At 68.4% G+C, this 21,005-nt stretch carries 14 protein-coding genes; 8 read left to right on the top strand and 6 right to left on the bottom strand.

Features of this window, described 5'->3' with window-relative positions:
• Together FOF45_RS07345 and FOF45_RS07340 are read right to left on the bottom strand one after the other, a co-directional pair.
• Positions 1-2,775 (bottom strand): TonB-dependent receptor, encoded by a 2,775-nt coding sequence (locus FOF45_RS07345; RefSeq protein WP_158983456.1) that lies wholly within the window; start codon positions 2,773-2,775, stop codon positions 1-3.
• 132 nt (positions 2,776-2,907) lie between these two features.
• The gene (locus FOF45_RS07340) at positions 2,908-3,906 is read right to left on the bottom strand and encodes a glucokinase (protein WP_158987325.1); all 999 of its coding nucleotides are present in this window, start codon (positions 3,904-3,906) and stop codon (positions 2,908-2,910) included.
• Between the two features lie 390 nt (positions 3,907-4,296).
• Between FOF45_RS07340 and FOF45_RS07335 the strand changes: the two genes are divergently transcribed.
• From FOF45_RS07335 to FOF45_RS07320, 4 genes are all read left to right on the top strand, one after another.
• Positions 4,297-5,592 carry a sugar MFS transporter gene (locus FOF45_RS07335; RefSeq protein WP_158987323.1) on the top strand — a complete coding sequence of 432 codons (1,296 nt, stop codon included), beginning with the start codon at positions 4,297-4,299 and terminating at the stop codon, positions 5,590-5,592.
• Positions 5,593-5,745: 153 nt separating this feature from the next.
• Positions 5,746-6,780, top strand: coding sequence for a LacI family DNA-binding transcriptional regulator (locus tag FOF45_RS07330; protein WP_158983455.1), 1,035 nt, complete (start codon positions 5,746-5,748; stop codon positions 6,778-6,780).
• 73 nt (positions 6,781-6,853) lie between these two features.
• Positions 6,854-8,173 carry a peptidase MATCAP family protein gene (locus FOF45_RS07325; protein WP_158983453.1) on the top strand — a complete coding sequence of 440 codons (1,320 nt, stop codon included), beginning with the start codon at positions 6,854-6,856 and terminating at the stop codon, positions 8,171-8,173.
• Between the two features lie 186 nt (positions 8,174-8,359).
• The gene (locus FOF45_RS07320; protein ID WP_158983451.1) at positions 8,360-8,725 is read left to right on the top strand and encodes a cupin domain-containing protein; all 366 of its coding nucleotides are present in this window, start codon (positions 8,360-8,362) and stop codon (positions 8,723-8,725) included.
• 72 nt (positions 8,726-8,797) lie between these two features.
• Here the strand turns inward: FOF45_RS07320 and eda are convergent, their stop codons facing one another.
• Genes eda through zwf form a run of 4 tightly spaced genes read right to left on the bottom strand, consistent with a single transcriptional unit; the run spans position 8,798 to position 13,521 of the window.
• Positions 8,798-9,424 (bottom strand): bifunctional 4-hydroxy-2-oxoglutarate aldolase/2-dehydro-3-deoxy-phosphogluconate aldolase, encoded by a 627-nt coding sequence (gene eda / locus FOF45_RS07315; RefSeq protein WP_158983449.1) that lies wholly within the window; start codon positions 9,422-9,424, stop codon positions 8,798-8,800.
• Positions 9,425-9,479: 55 nt separating this feature from the next.
• Positions 9,480-11,312 carry a phosphogluconate dehydratase gene (gene edd / locus FOF45_RS07310; protein WP_199244451.1) on the bottom strand — a complete coding sequence of 611 codons (1,833 nt, stop codon included), beginning with the start codon at positions 11,310-11,312 and terminating at the stop codon, positions 9,480-9,482.
• Between the two features lie 6 nt (positions 11,313-11,318).
• On the bottom strand, positions 11,319-12,089 hold the full coding sequence (gene pgl, locus FOF45_RS07305; protein ID WP_158983447.1) for a 6-phosphogluconolactonase: 771 nt from the start codon (positions 12,087-12,089) through the stop codon (positions 11,319-11,321).
• Positions 12,073-13,521: a glucose-6-phosphate dehydrogenase gene (gene zwf / locus FOF45_RS07300; RefSeq protein ID WP_158987318.1), complete on the bottom strand. Its 1,449-nt coding sequence runs from the start codon at positions 13,519-13,521 to the stop codon at positions 12,073-12,075. The genes pgl and zwf overlap by 17 nt, the downstream gene beginning before the upstream one ends.
• 331 nt (positions 13,522-13,852) lie before the next feature.
• Between zwf and FOF45_RS07295 the strand changes: the two genes are divergently transcribed.
• From FOF45_RS07295 to FOF45_RS07280, 4 genes are all read left to right on the top strand, one after another.
• On the top strand, positions 13,853-14,596 hold the full coding sequence (locus tag FOF45_RS07295; protein ID WP_158983445.1) for a GntR family transcriptional regulator: 744 nt from the start codon (positions 13,853-13,855) through the stop codon (positions 14,594-14,596).
• 112 nt (positions 14,597-14,708) lie between these two features.
• Positions 14,709-15,722 carry an SIS domain-containing protein gene (locus FOF45_RS07290; RefSeq protein WP_158987316.1) on the top strand — a complete coding sequence of 338 codons (1,014 nt, stop codon included), beginning with the start codon at positions 14,709-14,711 and terminating at the stop codon, positions 15,720-15,722.
• A 2-nt stretch (positions 15,723-15,724) separates the two neighbouring features.
• The gene (nagA, locus tag FOF45_RS07285) at positions 15,725-16,876 is read left to right on the top strand and encodes an N-acetylglucosamine-6-phosphate deacetylase (protein ID WP_158983443.1); all 1,152 of its coding nucleotides are present in this window, start codon (positions 15,725-15,727) and stop codon (positions 16,874-16,876) included.
• Between the two features lie 346 nt (positions 16,877-17,222).
• On the top strand, positions 17,223-20,909 hold the full coding sequence (locus FOF45_RS07280; RefSeq protein ID WP_158983441.1) for an indolepyruvate ferredoxin oxidoreductase family protein: 3,687 nt from the start codon (positions 17,223-17,225) through the stop codon (positions 20,907-20,909).
• Positions 20,910-21,005 lie beyond the last annotated feature (96 nt).

Genomic DNA, 21,005 nt, shown 5'->3' with positions numbered 1-21,005 from the left:
TCAGTAGTTGAAGCGGAAGTTCAGATAGTACTGGCGGCCGTTCTCGTAGATCGAACGCGGACGGTCCTTGTTCTCCGCGAAGTACTTGATCTTCGGGTTGTTGAGGTTCATCGCGTCGAGCTGCAACGACATGTTCTCGTTGATCTTCCAGCCGAACGACGCCGACAGGGTGCCGATGCTGTCCTGCCAGAACGCCGAGGCGCGATCCAGGCCGCTGAAGAACTCGTCGCGCCAGGTGTAGTTCACGCGGGCGTTGAACATCTCGTTCTCGAAGTAGCCACCCAGGTTGTAGGTGTACTCAGACGTGCCGAGCATCGCGTCGGTCTCGACCGTCAGCGGGTTGCCGTCGTCCGGGTTGTCCGCCTCGCCATCGGCGTAGGTGAAGTTGGCGAACGCGCCGAAGTAGTCGCCCAGCGGCGCTTCCCAGGCCAGCTCGATGCCCTTGACCTTGGCGCTGGTGTTGACCGGCACGGCCAGGTCGTACGGCACGTCGGCGCCCTGCGGGTGCAGCGCATCGACGGTGAAGTACGACTGGCGATCGTTACCCAGCGACACGTAGTTGTCGATGTCCATGTAGAACGCACCGACCGACAGCAGCGCGCGCTCGCTGTAGTACCACTCGTAGGTCGCGTCGAAGTTGGTCGACAGGATCGGCTCGAGGTTCGGGTTGCCACCCGTGCCGGTACCCACGCCGCCCACGTTCGCCGGGGGCGACAGGCTCACCGAACCGGCCAGCGACGAGAAGTCCGGACGCGTCAGCGTGCGCGACAGGGCCAGGCGCAGCACCGAGTCGTCGCTCACGTCGTACTTGAAGTTCGCGCTCGGCAGCCAGTCGTTGTAGCTGTTCTTGGTGATGACCTGCTTGTACGGACCGAAGGCCGAGGTGGTGACGGCGGCCGGATCGATCGCGGTGGTCTGGACGTAGTTCTTGACCTCTTCCTCGGTGCGCACGAAACGCACGCCCAGGTTGCCGGTCCAGCGATCGCCGCGGAAGTTCAGCTGACCGTAGGCGGCGTCGCTGCGCTCCTTCAGGCCGTACGCGCCGCTGTAGCGGAAACGCGTGATCGGATCGCGGTTGCTGAAGTTCGTGCCGAAGTTGTGGACGTCGCCGTCGGAGAAGTACCAGATGTCGCGCGGGAAGCTGCCGCCGAAGCCGTCGGCGAAATCGCCCGGATAGTTGCGGAAGCCCTGCGGCCAGCTGGCCGGATCGAACGCGCCCGGGCCGGGGCCCTGACCGGTGACCTGCGGCAGCTCGCGCTCGTGGCGGGCGGCGCGGATACCGAAGTCGAGCGAGGAGATCGTGCCGCCCTCGAAGAAGTACGAGCCGTCGATCTGGCCCCAGTCTTCCTGGTCTTCCACGTCGATGTCGTTGTCGCCGAACACCCAGTCGAGGCGGTAGTCGACGTTCGGAACGCCCGGCTGCGCCGTGTTGGCGGTACCCAGGTTCCAGTCGGCCGCGCCGACGCCGTGGATGTTCCAGCCGCCACCGGTGTTGAGGCCGGTGTCGAACTCCATCACGTCCTGGGTCGGCGTTTCGCCGTGGCCTTCGGAGGTGCCGCCCTGCGCGCTGAGGCGCAGGTTCTCGCTGACATCCCACTTGCCTTCGAGGCTGAAGTACTCGGTCGAGGACTTCGCATTGGGACGGTTGATCATGTCGTAGATGCCGAACGCATGATCCTGGCCCGGCGTCGGCGCGAACTCGGCGAACACCAGCGTGTTGTTGCGCACGACGTAACCGGGCAGCGGCACCTGGCCGATGTCGGTCGCGCTGGAGCCGTTGATGATGCGGCGGCCCCAGATCATGTAGTTGCGGTTGTAGTTGTCCGCCTTCATGTCGGAGCGGAAGTAGTTGGCTTCCAGTTCGACGGTGTCGGTGGGCTTCCACTGCGCGGTGAACATGCCGCCGGTGCGCTTGCGCTCCTGCTCGAACAGCGCCGAACCGATCAGCACCGGGAAGTACACGCCCACCAGGTCCGGATGCGCCTGACCCGCGGCGGTGCCGGCGGTGATCGGCTCGTAGCCCAGCAGCTCCTGGCCGTCGCGGCGCAGGTGGCGCTCTTCGCTGAACGCCTGCACGGTCAGGCCGAAGGTGCCGTCGCTGTTCTTCCAGTTGCCCAGCACGGACAGCTGCGGGTCGGTCTTGCCCGGCTTGTCGGCGTAGACGGCGCCCACGGAGCCGAAGATGCTGAAGCCGTCGTCGAAGTTCAGCGGGTTGCGCGTGATGATGTCCACGCTGCCCACCGCGCCGCCTTCGACCACCTTGGCCTCCGACGACTTGCGCACGATGACCTTGTCGACCAGTTCGGACGGCAGCAGCGAATAGCTGACGCTGCGGCCCACGGTGCCGGTCTGGTTCAGCACGAACCAGTCGCCCGAAGCGATGTTGTGGCCGTCGATCAGGGTCTGGGTGAGGCTGGGGCTGGTGCCGCGCATGGAGACGCGGTCGTTCTCGTCGAACGCGCCTTCGTTGGCGCTGGCCGCCGAGATGTTCACGCCCGGAATGCGCGCCAGCGAGTCGGCGACGTTCTTGTCGGGCATCTTGCCGATGTCTTCGGACGTGATGACTTCCACGCGGGTCACGTCATCGCGCTTGGTCTGCAGCGACTCCTCGATCGAGCCGCGGATGCCGCGCACGACGACTGCGTCCAGGTCCTTTGCTTCCTGCGAGGCCGACGAGGCCTGCGCGACGGTCGCGGTTTCCTGCGCCACGGCGGTCCCGGCAAAGCCGAGCGCGGCGACGATACTGGCCGATAGCATGGTCTTGCGAAGTTTCATTGCTCTCCCTCCCACGGGCTGATGTGCGACTCCGCTATGCCGTTTCTTCGTGCCGGCGTTACGGAGCCAGTTTTCTGGGCCGTTCCCGCAACGGCGGGCCCGGCTCCGTTGTCTTGCGCTGCATGGCGACGCTCACGCGTCGCGCTCCTGCGACAGATGCTCCAGGTACCAGCTGGCGGCGCCGATCACGCCCAGGCGCTCGTTCTCGATCAGGCGCACCGGCACGCGTTCCAGCGCTGCGTGCATCACGCCCTTGTCCAGCAGTCGCGCATGGAATGCGCTGTGCGGCAGGAAATCCTTGAGTTGCGGCAGGATGCCGCCGGCGATGAACACCGCCTTGGCACTGCTGACGATGACCAGGTCGCCGATCACGCTGCCGAGCAGGCCGCAGAAGGTCAGCACGGCCTCGCGTGCGCCGGCGTCGCCGCGGCGCGCGGCCTCGGTGATCGCGGCCGGTGCGCGCAGGCTGGCTTCGACGCCGTCGATCGCGCAGATCGCTTCATACAGATTGACCAGGCCCGGACCGGACACGAAGCGCTCGGTCGGCACGTGGGTCTGTCCACGTTGGCGGACCCATTCCAGGATCGCGATCTCGCGCGCGTTGCCGGGGGCGAAGGCGGTGTGGCCGGCTTCGGTCGGCAGCACCACGGTGCCGCCGCGATGCGGGATGCGCACCGCCGCGCCCAGGCCCGTGCCCGGACCGACCACCAGCACCGGACCGCGCGCGCCGGCGCTGACGCCGGGCGTCAGCAGCAGCGAATCGGCGGGGTCCATGCACTGCGCGGCGTGCGCTGCGGCCTGGAAATCGTTGATGAACTGCAACTCGCTCAGGCGCAGTTCGCTGCGCAGCTCCGACAGGGAGATGCGCCAGGGAAGATTGGAATTGATGACCGCGTCGTCGAGCACGACTCCCGCCGAGGCGATGGCCACGCGGTCGATGCCCGCGCAGGCGCTGTTGCCGGCGATGAAGTCGGCCAGGATCGCGGCCAGGCTGGGGTAATCGGCGCAGACATACTTGCGGTGGGCCAGGACGACGACGGCCGATTCACCGGCGCCGCCGGCGCGGACGAGCCCGACCCGGGTATGCGTTCCACCCACGTCGGCCGCGATGAAGCGCGGCTCAGGCTGCATCAGCGGCGGCACGGCGCTCACCCGCGGACGTCGCGCATGCGGGATGCGCTCGCGTAGTGGCTTGACCGGACTGGTGTTTGCGTCGAATCCCACCGCATGAGCCCTCCGTTTCCGCCGGCTCCCCACCGACGCGACCGAGATTGGCTCGCCTCTGACAACGTTGTCAACCAGAAGTTACAAATTTGTCAGAAACACCGGTGTCAGCGCCGACGAGCGGCCATTCTTGTTGCGGCGCAACAGCATGAAAACGCTTGCATGGCCCGCCCAGTGGACCTCTCAGGGGGTGGCTGGCCTGCGGGGGCGACTTGTGACAACGTTGCTCCACCGGATGTCGTGCAAGTCAGGGGCGACGTCCAAACCGAGTTCCTTGGGAGGGGAATCCGCATGTCCATGCCTTCGGCCAATCCGCGCAGCCACTACGGATCCATCGCGATCATCGGCGCGCTGTTCTTCATCTTCGGCTTCGTCACCTGGCTCAACGGCCCGCTGATCTCGTTCGCCAGGCTCGCCTTCAACGTCAGCGAGTCGCTCGCATTCCTGATTCCGTTCGCGTTCTACATCTCGTACTTCGTGTTGGCCCTGCCGTCGTCGCTGATCCTCAAGAAGACCGGCATGAAGAAGGGCATGGCGCTGGGCCTGTTCCTGATGGCGGTCGGCGCGGTGGTGTTCGGCCAGTACACGACGGCGCGCGTCTACGGCGGCGCGGTCACCGGCATCTTCGTGATCGGCGCGGGCCTGGCGATCCTGCAGACCGCTTCCAATCCCTACATCAGCATCCTCGGACCGATCGAGGGCGCGGCGCAGCGCATCGCGGTGATGGGCATCTGCAACAAGGTCGCCGGCATCCTCGCACCGCTGGTGATCGGCACGCTGGTGATGCACGGCATGGGCGACCTGAGCGCACAGGTGGCCAACGCCGACGCGGCGACGAAGGAGCAGCTGCTCAACGAGTTCGCCGCGCGCATCCACGACCCGTACATGTTCATGGCCGGCCTGCTGGCACTGCTGGCGGTCGGCATCGTGTTCTCGCCGTTGCCTGAAATCCGCCCGGAGGACGTCAACGCCGATACCGACGGTGCGCACGGTGCGCGGAAGACCAGCCTGTTCCAGTTCCCGCACGTGTGGCTGGGCGCGCTGTGCATCTTCGTGTACGTCGGCGTGGAAGTGATGGCGGGCGACGCCATCGGCACCTACGGCCAGGGCTTCGGCCTGCCGCTGGACAGCACCAAGTTCTTCACCTCGTTCACTCTGTTCGGCATGCTCGCCGGCTATGTGGTCGGCCTCGTGGCGATCCCGCGCTTCATTTCGCAGGAACGCTACCTCAGCTTCTCCGCGGTGCTCGGCGTGTTGTTCACGCTCGGCGCGTTCCTGACCAAGGGTTACGTGTCGGTGGGCTTCGTCGCCGCGCTGGGTTTCGCCCACGCGATGATGTGGCCGGCGATCTTCCCGCTCGCGATCCAGGGCCTGGGCCGCTTCACCGAATACGGCTCGGCGCTGCTGATCATGGGCATCGCCGGTGGCGCGGTGATCCCGCAGCTGTTCGTACACCTGAAGCAGGCGTACGACTTCCAGCTCGTGTTCCTGGTGCTGATGCTGCCGTGCTACCTGTACATCCTGTACTTCGCGCTGCGCGGACACGCCATCGGCCACGGCGTCGCCGGCGTGCCGGCCGCGCAGAACGGGTGACGGCCGTCGCGACTGTCGCGTCCATGCGGACCACACGCCAGCGCACGTCATTCCCATCGCGGGGACGTGTCGCTACGCTTTACGCACTTCCGCCGCGTCCCTGACGCGGCGGCTCCATCGGCGGCAGGCATGTCGAAACCACACGGAACCCCGGTGCGCAGACCCACGATCAAAGACGTCGCCGAGCGCGCCGAGGTGTCGCTCAAGACGGTCTCGCGCGTCATCAACGACGAACCCAGCGTGCAGGCGCGCACCCGCGAACGCGTGCAGCAGGCGATCGCCGACCTGGGCTACCAGCCCGATCCGTCCGCACGCAGCCTGCGCAGCGCGCAGCCGTACGCGCTGGGCCTGGTCTACGACAACCCGAACCCGTACTACGTCATCGCGGTGCAGGCTGGTGTGCTGTCGGTGTGCCGCGAGACCGGCTACGGCCTGCAGATCCATCCCTGCGATTCGTCGTCGAAGAACCTCGCCGCCGAACTCATCGATCTGGTCCAGCATTCGCGCCTCGCCGGCCTGGTGCTGGCGCCGCCGATGTCCGAGCGCAACGAGCTGGTGACCGAACTGGTCGCGCACGGCGTGCGCCTGGTGCGCATCGTCTCCGCCGCGGCCGATCCGCAGGACGGCAGCGCGTGCGTGTACGTGGACGACCGCGACGCCGCCTACGACATCACTGAACACCTGATCCAGCTCGGCCACAGCCGCATCGGTTTCCTCTGGGGCGGCAAGTCGCATGGCTCGTCGTGGGAACGCTACAAGGGCTATGAGGACGCGCTGCGCGAGTACGGCATCGCGCTCGATCCGGAACTGGTGGTCGAAGGCGACTACTCCTTCGACGACGGCTTCCGCGGCGCGCGTCGCCTGCTGGCGCTGCCCGACCGCCCGACCGCGATCTTCGGCAGCAACGACGAGATCGCCGCCGGCGTGCTCGCGGCGGCCAAGTCCAGCGGCATGAACGTGCCCTACGACCTGTCGATCGCCGGCTTCGAGGACAGCCCGTTCTCCAAGCAGAGCTGGCCGGCGCTGACCACCGCCAAGCAGGCCACGCAGGAGATCGCTCGCCACGCGGCGCAGCGACTGCTGCAGGAAGTCCGCGAGCACTCGCCCGCCCGTGCGCTGCCCAACGAAGGCTTCAGCCCCGAGCTGGTGGTGCGCGGATCGACCGCCCCGCCGCGCCCGAAGCCGTAATCCGCGCTCACGGCCGGCAAACGCGGCCGGTGCTCTGCTACCGCTCCTGAGCGCAGGTATCGGGAGCAGGGCCATGAACGCGACCGCCGAGATCGTCTCCCCCATACAGAACGACCCGGCGCTGGAGCGCCTGTTCGAGCAGGACCGGCGACTGGTCGCGCTGGGTCGCAAGGTGTGCGTGCTCAAGGCCATCGGCTGGGCGAGCGGGCTGGAGGAACGCTTCCTCGCGCAATGGCGCGCCGGCAAGCCGGAGTTGCCGCAGCCGGGCACCCAGCCGCTGCCCCTGATAGACACCATCGACGGCCTGCGCACGCTGATGTGCGAGATCGACCAGCGCCATCCGATCGGCCGCTGGCTCTACAAGACCGCATGGAGCTACCGGGTCGCCGCGCAGATGCTCGGCGCGATCGGCACCCCCGAATTCACCCGCTGCTCGGCCCTGCTCTACGGCCGGCCGGATTTCCGCTACCGCAGCCAGGACGTCAACAACGTCGACAGCGCGCGCGAGATGCTGGCGATCACCGACGAGCTGATCTCCGACCGCCTGCTGCCGGAGGTGCCGTTCGACATCCCCGCGCAGGAATTCGCCGAACGCCTGCGCGAACGCATCGGCCCGTTCTTCAAGCACGACGACGTGCGCGTGGTGCTCGATCCGGAACTGTCGTCCAAGGCCACCGCCGGCAGCCGCCGCATCAGCCTGCGCGCCACGGCGATGTTCTCTGAGCGCGACCTGGAGCAGCTGGTCGAACACGAGGCCTTCATCCATACCGCGACGCTGCTCAACGGCATGCACCAGCCGCACCTGCATGCGCTCGGGATCGGCTCGCCGCGCACTACGCGCGTGCAGGAAGGACTGGCGACGTTCTCCGAGATCGTCACCGGCGCGCTCGACATCGCCCGCCTGCGCCGCATCGCGCTGCGCGTGATGATGGTGAAGCAGGCGCTGGACGGCGCCGACTTCATCGAGGTGTTCAAGGGCTTCCTCGAAGCCGGGCAGAGCGAGGTCGAAAGCTACCGCAGCGCGTCGCGCATCTTCCGCGGCGGCGACGTGCGCGGACGCGTGTGCTTCACCAAGGACGGCGCGTACCTGGAAGGCGTGATGATCGTGCACGTGTTCATGCGCAAGGCGCTGCAGGAAGGCCGCGGCGACCTGCTGCCGATGCTGTTCGCCGGGCGCCTGACCACCGCCGACGTGATCGAGCTGGCGCCGTATCGCGACAGCGGTCTGATCGCGCCGCCGCTGTACGTGCCGCCGTGGGCGCGCGACCCGCAGCGCGTGCTTGCGACGATGGCATTCTCCACGGCCGCCCAGCGGCTGCGCCTGGACCGGCTCGACCTGCAGCGCTTCGTCGCCTTCGAGGACGAGATGATCGAGGAATCCGGCATCTGCTGAAGGCCGGTCGCGCGGACGCGCCGCGTTTGCATCGGTGCCCGCGCGGCAGCCCGACCCGCGCGGGGATGCCACGCGTCGGGTCATTCCGCGAGCGCCCGACCGCCACTCCGCCGCACCGCCCGCCCTGCCCCGCGGGTACCCGAAGCCGGACGTTCCCGCTCGCCGCAACGAGTAGGGAGATCCACCATGAAGCGATCCATCGCGACGGCCGCATGCGCGGCCCTTGCCGTCCTGGCGTGGTTGCCCGCGGCGACGGCGCAGGACCTGGCCAAGACCGCGGCGAAGAACGCCAAGGTCGTGCTGGACAACGACGAAGTGCGCGTGATCGAGCTCAACATGCCACCGGGCGCCACCACCGGCATGCATTCGCACCAGGACCACGTCGTCGTCTTCCTCACCGGAGGCAAGGCCCGCCAGACCGATGCCAGCGGTGCGGTGAAGGAACTCGAGCGCAAGGCCGGCGACGTCGCCTGGAGCGGCCCGGTCACGCACGACACGAAGAACGAAAGCGCGACCGCGGTGCGGACGCTGGTGATCGAGTTGAAGAAGTAGCTACGGCGCGCGACGAAGGCAGGGATGCCTTCGCCGCAACCGATCAGTGGGCTATCGCTTCTGCAATGCCGCTTACGCGCGCAGCAGCGTCGCGGCGCGGGCGAGGGCTTCGATCGCGCCCCATTCCTCCGCGGCGACCAGGCGCGACGGGGTGATCCACGAGCCACCGACGCAGGCCACGTTCGGCGTGGCGAGGTAGTCGCGCGCATTGTGCGCACCGATGCCGCCGGTCGCGCAGAAACGGATCTCCGGCAGCGGGCCGTGCAGCGAGCGCAGTGCCGGCGCACCGCCGGCGGCTTCGGCCGGGAAGAATTTCTGGAAGATGAAGCCGTGCTCGGCCAGCGTCATCGCCTCGCTCGCGGTGGCGGTGCCCGGCAGCCACGGCAGCGGCTGGTCCTTGGCCGCGGCGATCAGGTTCGGCGTCGAACCCGGCGACACCGCGAAGCGCGCGCCCGCCTGCTGTGCATCGAGCAGGTCCTGCGGCTTGCGCACGGTGCCCACGCCGACGATCGCACCGTCGACTTCGTTGGCGATCGCACGCACCGCATCGAGCGCGGCGCGCGTGCGCAGCGTGATCTCGATGGCGGGAATGCCACCGGCGACCAGCGCGCGCGCCAGCGACACCGCGTGCTTCGCGTCCTCGATCACCACCACCGGCATCACCGGCGCGACGTGCAGTACGGATTCCAGCAGGCCCATCTCTTCTTCTCCGGAAAGTGCGGCGCGTGCGCGCCTTGATGCGTTGTCCTGAAGCTCAGGCGGGATTGAAGATCCCGCCGCCGCGATCCGCCGGCGCCGCCATCTGGCGGAACACCGAGAACAGCTCGCGGCCCATGCCGACGTGCGAGGGCGACAGGTCGGCGCTGGCGTTCTCGCGCGAATCCCATTCGTCCTTCGGCACATGTACCTGCAGCGCGCCGGCGACCGCATCGACGCGCACGACGTCGCCGTCGCGCAGCTTCGCCAGCGGACCGCCGACGGCGGCTTCGGGGCTGATGTGGATCGCCGCGGGCACCTGGCCCGACGCGCCCGACATGCGTCCGTCGGTGACCAGCGCGACGCGATGGCCACGCTTCTGCAGCACGCTCAGCGTTGGCGTGAGCTGGTGCAGCTCGGGCATGCCATTGGCCTGCGGTCCCTGGAAGCGCACGACGACGATGACGTCGCGATCCAGTTCGCCACGATCGAACGCGGCCTTGACCTGCGACTGGTCGGAGAACACCCGGCACGGCGCCTCGATCTGCCACCGGTCTTCCGGCACCGCCGAGACCTTGATCGCCGCGGTGCCCAGCGTTCCGTGCAGCACGCGCAGGCCGCCATCGGGACGGAACGGCTCGGCAACCGGACGCAGGACCGTGGGATCGCCACTGCGTCCGGTTGCCGGCACGTAGTCGACCTGTTGCTCCGGCGCGAGCCGCGCTTCGACGCGATAGCGCGCCAGGCCCGGGCCGGCGATGGTTTCGACATCGCCGTGCAGCAGGCCCGCATCGAGCAGCTCGCCGATCAGGAACGCGAGGCCGCCGGCCGCATGGAAGTGGTTCACGTCGGCGCTGCCGTTGGGATACACGCGAGCCAGCAGCGGCACCACAGAGGACAGCGCGTCGAAATCCTCCAGGCGCAGTTCGATGCCCGCAGCTGCGGCGATCGCGATGAGGTGCAGCAGGTGGTTGGTGGAACCACCGGTCGTGTGCAGTCCGATCACGCCGTTGACGATCGCGCGCTCGTCGACGATGCGGCCGATCGGGCGGTAGTCCTCGCCCAGCGCCGTGATCTGCGCGACACGTCGCGCGGCCTGCGCGGTGAGCGCATCGCGCAGCGGATTGTCGGGATTGATGAAGCTGGAACCGGGCAGGTGCAGGCCCATCAGTTCCATCAGCATCTGGTTGGAATTGGCGGTGCCGTAGAACGTGCAGGTGCCGGGGCCGTGGTAACTCTGCGCCTCGGCTTCGAGCAGTTCCTCGCGCGTGGCCTCGCCGGTCGCGTAGCGCTGGCGCACTCGCGATTTCTCGTCGTTCGGCAGGCCCGATGTCATCGGGCCGGCGGGCACGAAGATCGCGGGCAGGTGGCCGAAGCTCAGCGCACCGATCAGCAGGCCCGGGACGATCTTGTCGCACACGCCCAGGTACAGCGCGGCGTCGAACATGTCGTGCGACAGCGCCACCGCGGTCGACAGCGCGATCACTTCGCGCGAGAACAGCGACAGCTCCATGCCGGCGCGACCCTGGGTCACGCCGTCGCACATCGCCGGCACGCCACCGGCGACCTGTGCGGTCGCGCCGACACTGCGCGCGGCATTCTTGATCAGGAACGGAAAGCGCTCCAGCGGCTGGTGCGCCGAGAGCATGTCGTTGTACGCGGTGACGATGCCGATGTTCGGCGCGTGGCCGCCGCGCAGCGCGGTCTTGTCGGTGCCGCAGGCGGCGAAGCCGTGGGCGAGGTTGCCGCACGACAGCGTGGCGCGGTGCGGGCCGCGACCGCAGGCGGCGTCGATGCGCGCCAGGTACGCGGCGCGACTGCTGGCGCTGCGCTTGCGGATGCGTTCGGTGACGTCGGCGACGACGGGATGCAGGGCGGGATACGTGTCCACTTCGGCTTACGGACTCCAGTAAAGCAGCGGTACGACCGGCGAACCGGCGAGCACGGAACGGATCGGCAGGGTCGAGCGCGGATCGCGTGCGGCGTTGTCCAGCACCTGTCGCTTCTTCGCGCCTTCGATGTGCAGGTACAGCGACGGCGCGGTGAAGATCGCGCTCAACGTGAGGGTCATGCGCGGTTCCGGCGCGGAGGCGCTGCGGATCGCGAGCACCGGCGCGCGGCCACGCGGTTGCAGGCCGACGTCGCGGCGTTCGAGATCGGGGAACAGCGATGCGACATGGCCGTCCTCGCCCATGCCGAGCACCACCACGTCCAGCGGCAGCGCTTCGTTGGCGACCTGGCTCAGCACCGGCAGCAGCGCGGCTTCTGGCGTGGACGTCGGCCGACGCAACGGCAGCAGCTGCGCCTGCGCGGCGGCGCCCTGGAACAGCGTCTCGCGCAGGAGGCGTTCGTTCGAACGCGGATGGTCGGATGCGACCCAGCGATCGTCGACCGGCACGACGGTGACGTGCGCCCAGTCGAGCGTCTGTTTCGACAGTTCGGTCAGGAACGCGCGCGGCGTGGTGCCACCGGAGACGGCCAGCCGCGCGACGCCGCGACGCGCGATCGCGCCGCGCAGGTCGGCGGCGACAGCTTTCGCCAGTGCGACGGCTAGCTGCGCCTTGTCGTCGAACAGGTGCTCGCGCGTGGGCAACGGGTCGGGTGTCAGCACGGTCAGTCGCTCCGCCAGCGCGCTCTTGGACAGGGCAGTTCTAGACAGCGTCCTCATGCCACGTCCTTCCGTCGCGTTCGATCAGGGCCACGGCCGCGCTGGGTCCCCAGCTGCCCGCGGTGTAGGGTTTGGGCGCATCGCTGCTGGCCTGCCACGCGGCGAGGATCGGATCGATCCACGCCCACGCCGCTTCCACTTCGTCGCGACGCATGAACAGCATCGGATTGCCGCGCACGACGTCCATCAGCAGGCGTTCGTACGCTTCAGGCTGACGGCCGCCGAACGTCTCGGCGAAGCTCAGGTCCATCGGCACGCGGCGCAGGCGCAGGCCGCCGGGGCCGGGCACCTTGTTGTTGAGCCACAGCTTCACGCCTTCGTCGGGCTGCAGGCGGATGACGAGCTGGTTCTGCGCGATCGGTTCGTCGCCGAAGATCGAATGCGGCACCTGGCGGAACGTCACCACGATCTCGGACTGGCGCTCGGCCAGGCGCTTGCCGGTGCGCAGGTAGAACGGCACGCCGGCCCAGCGCCAGTTGCGCACTTCGGCCTTGAGCGCGACGAAGGTTTCGGTGCGCGAATCGTTGCTGCCGAGTTCTTCGAGGTAGCCCGGGACGGGGCGACCTTCGACGGCACCGGCGCGGTACTGGCCGCGCACGGTGGCGTGCGCCGTCGCGCCGTTCTCGATCGGGCGCAGCGAGCGCAGCACCTTCAGCTTCTCGTCGCGGATCGCGTCGGCGGCGAGCGAGCTCGGCGGCTCCATCGCCACCAGGCACAGCAGCTGCAGCATGTGGTTCTGGACCATGTCGCGCAGCGCGCCGGACTTGTCGTAGTAGCTGGCGCGACGCTCCAGCCCGACGGTCTCGGCCACGGTGATCTGCACGTGGTCGATGTGCTCGGCCTTCCACAGCGGTTCGAACAGCGCGTTGCTGAAGCGCAGCGCGGTCAGGTTCTGCACCGTTTCCTTGCCGAGGTAGTGGTCGATTCGATAGATCTGCGATTCGGCGAACACCTGGCCGAGCGCATCGTTGATCGCCGCGGCGCTGGCCTGGTCGTGGCCGATCGGCTTTTCGACGACCACGCGTGTGTTCGCACCGGTCAGGCCGTGCGCCTGCAGGCGCGCACCGACGCTGCCGAACAGGTCCGGGCCGACCGCGAGGTAGAACACCCGCACGCGCGATTCGTCGGACAGCTCGCCGGCCAGCTCGGCCCAGCCGGTATCGGTGGACAGGTCGATGCGGCGATACGACAGCAGCTGCAGGAACGGTTCCAGCGCCGCGGGGGCGCGCATGTCGAAGGCGAGGTTCTTCTGCAGCGCCTCGCGCACGCGTTCGCGGTAGGCCTCGTCGGTCTGGGTGTCGCGGGCCAGACCGAAGATGCGCGTGCCGGCGACGATCTGGCCGTCGACGTAGCGATGGAACAGGGCGGGCAGGAGCTTGCGCAGGGCGAGGTCGCCGGTGCCGCCGAAGATGATCAGGTCGAAAGGCGCCATCGGCGCGACAAGGGGGCTCACGGGACGCTCCGGAAGGACTGCCGTTGAATGTAGACCAGAACCATACCAGTGACGATACCAGTCAAATACCAGAGGTGCAATCCGCCGTTTGGCGTAGGCATCGGCACTGCCGCGGGGCTGGAATCGCCCCTTCCCTGAGGGTTCGGGCCGGCTCCATCCTTGAACTTCAAGCACTTGGCGTTATGCGGGCGCGAAGACCCGTCGGCCACCCGACGGACGGAGCCTCGCGGGGGCGCGCTCCCGGCGAGCCCGGCGCTGAGACCGCGGGGTTGGCTTGCCCTGAGTGGTATGCCACTGGTATCGTCATGCCATGCAGCAGTATCTGGTCAACGAGTTCCATCGCCAGGCCGACGCGCGACGCGCACCGGCGTACCAGCACCTGCGTCGCACCCTCCAGCACGCGGTCGAGAACGGCGAGCTGACGCCGGGGCAGGCGCTGCCGAGCGAGCGCGAGCTGACCAAGCTGCTGGACCTGTCGCGCGTGACCGTGCGCAAGGCGATTTCCGGCCTCGTCGCCGATGGCCTGCTGGTGCAGCGACAGGGTTCGGGCACCTTCGTCGCCGAACGCATCGTCAAGTCGTTCTCCAAGCTGACCAGCTTCACCGACGACCTGCGCGCGCGCGGGCTCGATCCGAAGTCGCGCTTCATCGAACGCGGCATCGGCGAAGTCACGCCCGACGAGGCGATGGCGCTCAATCTCTCGCCTGGCGCGCAGGTGGTGCGCTACTACCGCCTGCGCATCGCCGAGGGCACCGCGCTGGCGCTGGAGCGCACGGTGGTGCCGCAGTCGGTGCTGGCCGATCCGTCGCTGGTGGAGAACTCGCTGTACGAGACGTTCCAGAAGCTCGGCCTGCGCCCGACCCGCGCGCTGCAGCGTCTGCGCGCGATCGCCTTCGACGCGGAGCAGGCCCGGCTGATGAACCTGCCCGAGGGCAGTCCCGGGTTGTTCATCGAGCGCCGCACCTTCCTCGACGACGGCCGCGTCGTCGAATACACCCGTTCCTTCTATCGCGGCGACGCCTACGACTTCGTCGCCGAGCTGCAGAGCGAGTGACCCTCGCGCGCGGCATGCACCGATTCCACAGACCACCCGGACGCAGCCTTGCGCAGGCGCCGGGACGGCAACGACAGGACCCGACACCGTGATCGATCCCACCGCGACGAAGATGCACGCCGAAGCGCACGAGGCCGCCGACGCGGTCGCGCGACAGTTCGCCGCCAACGCGCCGGTCATCGACGCGCTGGTGCAGCGCCTGAAGAAGAATCCGCCGCCGTTCATCGTCACCTGCGCGCGCGGCAGCTCCGATCACGCGGCGACCTACGGCAAGTACCTGTTCGAGACCACGCTCGGCCTGGTCACCGCGTCGGCCTCGCCGTCGGTGGGCTCGGTCTACGCGGTGCGCCCGCACCTGCTCGGCGCACTGTTCGTGGCGATCTCGCAGTCGGGCAAGAGCCCGGACCTGGTGCGCAACGCCGAGATCGCCAAGGCCGCCGGCGCGACCGTGGTCGCGCTGGTCAACGTCGAGGATTCCCCGCTGGCGCAACTCGCCGACACGGTGATCCCGCTGCGCGCGGGCCCGGAGAAGAGCGTCGCGGCGACCAAGAGCTATCTGTGTTCGCTCGCCGCCCTGCTGCAGCTGACTGCGCGCTGGAGCGGCGACGCGAAACTGCTCGCCGCGGTCGATGCGCTGCCCGATGCGCTGCGCGCGGCATGGTCGCAGGACTGGTCGCCGCTGGTGGATGGACTGAAGGATGCGCGCAACCTGTTCGTGGTCGGTCGTGGCCTGGGTCTGGGCGCGGCGCAGGAAGCGGCGCTGAAGTTCAAGGAAACCTGCGGCCTGCACGCCGAGGCGTTCTCGTCGGCCGAGGTGAAGCACGGGCCGATGGCGATCGTCGGACCGGGCTTCCCCGTGCTGGCGTTCGCGCAGGACGACGACACCGGCAGCGGCACGGCTGCGGTCGCGGAGGAATTCCGCGCACGCGGTGCGCCGGTATGGCTGACCTGGCCGGGCGCGGCCGCGCGCGAAGGCGTGCTGCCGATGCCGTCCTCGCAACATCCGGCGATGACGCCGCTGCTGGCGGTGCAGAGCTTCTACAAGGCGGTGAACGCGCTGGCGATCGCGCGCGGCCACAACCCGGACGTACCGCCGCATCTCAACAAGGTCACCGAGACGGTCTGACCATGAGCACCCTCGCTTTCACCAATGGCCACGTCCTGACCGAGCGCGGCTTCGAGTCCGACCTCAGCGTGCTGGTGGAGGACGGCCACATCGTCGCGATGCTGCCCGGCCCGGCGCCGAAGGGCGCGACGGCGGTGGACCTGCGCGGCGGCTATCTCGTGCCGGGCTTCATCGACACGCAGGTCAACGGCGGCGGCGACGTGCTGTTCAACGACGAGCCGACCGTCGACGGCCTGCGCCGGATCGCGCAGGCGCACCGCAAGTACGGCACCACCGGCCTGCTGCCGACGCTGATCAGCGACGACGTCGCGGTGATGTGCCGCGCGATCGCGGCCACGCGCGAGGCGATCGCGCAGAAGGTGCCGGGCGTGCTCGGCCTGCATCTGGAAGGTCCGTACCTCAATGCCGCGCGCAAGGGCGTGCACGATCCGTCCAAGTTCCACACACCGGGCGCGGACGAACTCGATATCGTCGCCTCGCTCGGCAAGGACGGCGTGACACTGCTGACGCTCGCGCCGGAGCGCTTCGACGCGGACACGATCAAGGCACTGGTCGCGCGTGGCGTCATCCTCGCCGCTGGCCACACCGCCGCCAACTACGAACAGCTGCGCGACGGCTTCGCCGCCGGCATCACCGGCGTGACCCACCTGTTCAATGCGATGACGCCGATGAGTTCGCGCGAACCCGGCGCGGTCGGCGCGGCGCTGGAGAATGCCGACGCGTGGTGCGGCCTGATCGTCGACGGCTACCACGTGCACGACGCGTCGTTGCGCGTGGCGATCGCCGCGCGCCCGCGCGGGAAGATGATGCTGGTCACCGACGCGATGCCGCCAGTGGGCGGCGAGCGCGAGGACTTCGAGCTCTACGGCGTGACCATGACCTGCCGCGACGGCCAGTGCACCACCGCCGACGGCACCCTCGCCGGCTCGGCGCTCGACATGGCCGGCGCCGTGCGCAACACCGTGCACCGTCTTGGCCTGCCGCTCGACGAGGCCTGCCGCATGGCGTCGCAATACCCGGCCGAGTTCATCGGGCTGGGCGGGGAACTGGGGCGCATCGCCCCGGGCTACCGCGCCGACCTCGTCGCGCTGGATACCGACCTGCAGGTGCGCGGGACGTGGATCGCGGGCGAAGGGAACGTTGTTGCCGCGTAAACCGTGACTCTTTTCCTTCTCCCCTTGCGGGAGAAGGGGGCGCAAAGCGCCGGAAGAGGGGCGCGCGAAGCGCTTGGCGGCAATGAGCTGCTGGCCACCACGCCTACCCCTCTCCCTGGCCGCCTATGGCGGCCTGTCCCTCTCCCGCAAGGGGAGAGGGAGGACTGCCTGAACAGGCAACGGCGGCTCCTCACGCCCTGCCCCAAGTCGGCCACCCGGCCGAAACGGGCCGGACTGCTACAATTCCGAGTCTTTGCTCGGGACTTTTAGCCTCGCGACTTTGTCTCGGGGCCGTTGCCGAGCGTCCGCAGCCACCTCCGCGGCCCCCGCCGCGCCGGAGCCACGCATGACCAGCACCGCCGAACTCAGCTCGCCGTCCTCGGCGAACACCGCGCTCACGAACTCGGTGCTCGACGCCGATTACACGCTCGAGCACAAGTACAGCCGCGAGAAAGGCCGCATCTACCTCAGCGGCGTGCAGGCGCTGGTGCGCCTGCCGCTGATGCAGCGCCTGCGCGACGAGGCCGCCGGACTCAACACCGCCGGCTTCATCTCCGGCTATCGCGGCTCGCCGCTGGGCGGGTTCGACCTGGAGCTGTGGCGCGCGCGCAAGTTCCTCGAGAACGCCGGCGTGAAGTTCACCCCGGGTCTCAACGAGGACCTCGGCGCGACGATGGTCTGGGGCACGCAGCAGACCAACCTGTTCCCGGGCGCGAAGGTCCAGGGCGTGTATGGCATGTGGTATGGCAAGGGTCCGGGCGTGGACCGCACCGGTGACGTGTTCAAGCACGCCAACGCCGCGGGTACCTCGCAGCATGGCGGCGTGCTCGCGCTCGCGGCCGACGACCATGCATGCCGCTCCTCGACGCTGCCGCACGGTTCGGAAGACGAGTTCGTCAGCGCGATGATGCCGATCCTCAATCCGGCCGGCGTGCAGGACATCCTGGACATGGGCCTGGTTGGCTGGGCGATGTCGCGCTACACGGGTCGCTGGGTCGGCTTCAAGACGATCGCCGAGACCGTCGAATCCTCGGCCTCGGTCGACGTCGACCCGATGGCCACGCGCATCGTGCTGCCGGAAGACTTCGAGATGCCCGAAGGCGGACTCAACATCCGCTGGCCGGATCCGCCGATGAACCAGGAGATGCGCCTGCACCGTTACGCGGTGAAGGCCGCGCAGGCGTTCGCCCGCGCCAACGGCATCGACCGCGTGGTGATCGATTCGCCGCGCGCGCGCCTGGGCATCGTCACCACCGGCAAGAGCTATCTCGACGTGCTGCAGGCGCTGGAATACCTGGGCCTGGACGAGCAGGCCTGCGCCGACCTCGGCATCCGCGTCTACAAGGTCGGCATGACCTGGCCGCTGGAGCCGGTGGGCATCACCAGGTTCGCGCAGGGCCTGGAGGACATCGTCGTCGTCGAAGAGAAGCGCGCCTTCATCGAGCGGCAGATGAAGGAGTCCATGTACAACTGGAGCGGCCAGCGCCCGTCGATCGTCGGCAAGTACGACGAGAACGGCGAATGGATCCTGCCCTCCACCGGCGAGCTGACGCCGGCGACGATCGCCGGCGTGATCGGCCGTCGCATCCAGCGCTTCCATGACTCCGAGCATATCCGCAACGTCATGGCGTGGATGGCCGAGAAGGAATCCGAGCTGGCCCTGCCGCGCGCGCAGTTCCCGCGCGTGCCGCACTACTGCTCGGGCTGCCCGCACAACACTTCGACCGTCGTGCCGGAAGGCTCGCGCGCGCTCGGCGGCATCGGTTGCCATTACATGGTGACCTGGATGGACCGCAGCACCGACACCTTCACCCACATGGGCGGCGAAGGCGTGACGTGGTCGGGCCAGGCGCCGTTCACCGATACGCCGCACGTGTTCCAGAACCTCGGCGACGGCACCTACTTCCACTCCGGTTCGCTGGCGATCCGCCAGTCGGTCGCGACCGGCGTGAACATCACCTACAAGATCCTCTACAACGACGCGGTCGCCATGACCGGCGGCCAGCCGGTGGACGGCACGCTGTCAGTGCCGCAGATCGCGCACCAGGTGCGCAGCGAAGGCGTGCAGACGATCGTGCTGGTCTCGGACGACATCGCCAAGTGGAGCAAGCGCGAGATCTTCCCGGGCGACATGGAATTCCATGACCGCAAGGAACTGGAGAACGTGCAGAAGCGCCTGCGCGAGGTGAAGGGCACCACGGTCCTGATCTACGACCAGACCTGCGCCACCGAGAAGCGCCGCCGCCGCAAGCGCGGCAAGATGGTCGATCCGCAGAAGCGCGTGATGGTCAACTCGCTGGTCTGCGAAGGCTGCGGCGACTGCGGCAAGAAGTCGTTCTGCGTCTCCGTGCTGCCGAAGGAAACCGAGTTCGGCCGCAAGCGCGAGATCGACCAGTCGAACTGCAACAAGGACTACAGCTGCGTCAACGGCTTCTGCCCGAGCTTCGTGACGGTGGAGGGCGGCGGCCTGCGCAAGAAGAAGGGCTCCAGCGCGAAGGACCGCCTCGCCGACCTGCCGATGCCGAAGGTCGCCAGCGACCTGTCGCAGCCCTGGAACATCCTGATCACGGGCGTCGGCGGCACCGGCGTCGTCACTATCGGCGCGCTGCTCGGCATGGCCGGCCACCTCGAAGGCAAGGGCGCGACGGTGCTCGACCAGACCGGCCTGGCGCAGAAGGGCGGCGCGGTCACCACGCACATCCGCATCGCGCGCACGCCGGACGACATCCACGCCGTGCGCATCGCCGCGGGCGAAGCCGACCTCGTGCTCGGCTGCGACATGGTGGTGGTCAACGACTACTGGGCGCTGTCGAAGGTGCGCGCGGGCCGTTCCAACGTCGTGCTCAACAGCTACGAAGCGATGCCGGGCACGTTCACCACGCGTCCCGACATGCAGTTCCCGGCGACGGACATCATCGCCGCGGTGAAGGTCGCCCTTGGCGGTACGGATCCGCACGTGGTCGATGCGACGCAGCTGGCGACCGCGCTGATGGGCGACGCCATCGCGACCAACCTGTTCATCCTCGGCTACGCCTGGCAGCAGGGCCTGGTGCCGCTGTCGATGGATTCGCTGATGCGCGCGATCGAGCTCAACGGCGCGGCGATCGAGATGAACAAGACCGCGTTCGCATGGGGCCGCCTGGCGGTGATCGATCCCAACGCGGTCGGCGAGGCCGCCGGCCTGATCCGCAACGCGCAGACCACGGCAGAAGCCACGCCGCACGAGCTGCCGATGCTCTCGCCGGGCCCGTGGGAAAGCACCGAGTGGGGTGCGACCTCCGCGCCGCGCACGACGCGCAAGGAAGACGAGCTGCGCCACGTGCCCGCGCACGGCGGCGACAACGTTGCGTTCCTGCCGCTGGACGACGCGCGCCTGTCGCGCTCGCTCGACGAGCTGGTCGAGCGTCGCGTGAAGTTCCTCACCGACTACCAGGACACCTCGTACGCCAAGCGTTACAGCGATTTCGTCGCGCGCGTGCACGCGGCCGAGCGCAACGTCGCCGGCACCACCGACCTCACCGAAGCCGTCGCGCGTTACGCGTTCAAGCTGATGGCGTACAAGGATGAGTACGAAGTCGCGCGCCTGTACACCAGCGGCGATTTCCAGCGGAAGCTGGAGCAGCAGTTCGAAGGCGACTACAAGCTCAAGTTCCACCTCGCCCCACCGCTGCTGGCGAAGAAGGACGCACAGGGCCGCCTGATCAAGCAGGAATTCGGCCCGTGGGTGTTCACCGCGTTCAAGTGGCTGGCGAAACTGCGCTTCCTGCGCGGCGGTACGTTCGACATCTTCGGCAAGACCGAGGAGCGCAAGATGGAGCGCCAGCTGATCGAGGACTACTTCCGCACGATCGAAGGCCTGCTGGGCAAGCTCGACCGCGCCAACGTGGACCTCGCGGCGGAAATCGCCAGCATCCCGGAGCACATCCGCGGCTACGGCCACGTCAAGGAAGACCACCTGCACAAGGCCAAGGCCCGCGAGGCCGAGCTGTTGAAGGAGTGGGACAACCCGCTGCGGATCGTGAAGGTGGCGTAAGCCGCGCGACGATCGCGTATCAGCGCAGGCGCAGCCCGCGCCTGCTTTCCCTTCTCCCCTTGCGGGAGAAGGTGCCCGAAAGGCGGAAGAGGGGTG

This window comes from Lysobacter panacisoli (assembly GCF_009765165.1).
Classification (GTDB): domain Bacteria; phylum Pseudomonadota; class Gammaproteobacteria; order Xanthomonadales; family Xanthomonadaceae; genus Lysobacter_J; species Lysobacter_J panacisoli.
The sequence above is the reverse complement of the archived record's forward strand: the minus strand, read 5'-3'. Positions and strand labels throughout refer to the sequence as shown.

Excerpts from the sequence above, each read along its gene's own strand:
- FOF45_RS07280 (WP_158983441.1), top strand. The coding sequence starts at position 17,223 with ATGACCAGCACCGCCGAACTCAGCTCGCCGTCCTCGGCGAACACCGCG.
- zwf (WP_158987318.1), bottom strand. The coding sequence starts at position 13,521 with ATGGCGCCTTTCGACCTGATCATCTTCGGCGGCACCGGCGACCTCGCC.
- FOF45_RS07340 (WP_158987325.1), bottom strand. The coding sequence starts at position 3,906 with ATGCAGCCTGAGCCGCGCTTCATCGCGGCCGACGTGGGTGGAACGCAT.
- pgl (WP_158983447.1), bottom strand. The coding sequence starts at position 12,089 with ATGAGGACGCTGTCTAGAACTGCCCTGTCCAAGAGCGCGCTGGCGGAG.
- FOF45_RS07335 (WP_158987323.1), top strand. The coding sequence starts at position 4,297 with ATGCCTTCGGCCAATCCGCGCAGCCACTACGGATCCATCGCGATCATC.
- eda (WP_158983449.1), bottom strand. The coding sequence starts at position 9,424 with ATGGGCCTGCTGGAATCCGTACTGCACGTCGCGCCGGTGATGCCGGTG.
- nagA (WP_158983443.1), top strand. The coding sequence starts at position 15,725 with ATGAGCACCCTCGCTTTCACCAATGGCCACGTCCTGACCGAGCGCGGC.
- FOF45_RS07345 (WP_158983456.1), bottom strand. The coding sequence starts at position 2,775 with ATGAAACTTCGCAAGACCATGCTATCGGCCAGTATCGTCGCCGCGCTC.
- FOF45_RS07290 (WP_158987316.1), top strand. The coding sequence starts at position 14,709 with ATGCACGCCGAAGCGCACGAGGCCGCCGACGCGGTCGCGCGACAGTTC.
- FOF45_RS07320 (WP_158983451.1), top strand. The coding sequence starts at position 8,360 with ATGAAGCGATCCATCGCGACGGCCGCATGCGCGGCCCTTGCCGTCCTG.
- FOF45_RS07325 (WP_158983453.1), top strand. The coding sequence starts at position 6,854 with ATGAACGCGACCGCCGAGATCGTCTCCCCCATACAGAACGACCCGGCG.
- FOF45_RS07295 (WP_158983445.1), top strand. The coding sequence starts at position 13,853 with ATGCAGCAGTATCTGGTCAACGAGTTCCATCGCCAGGCCGACGCGCGA.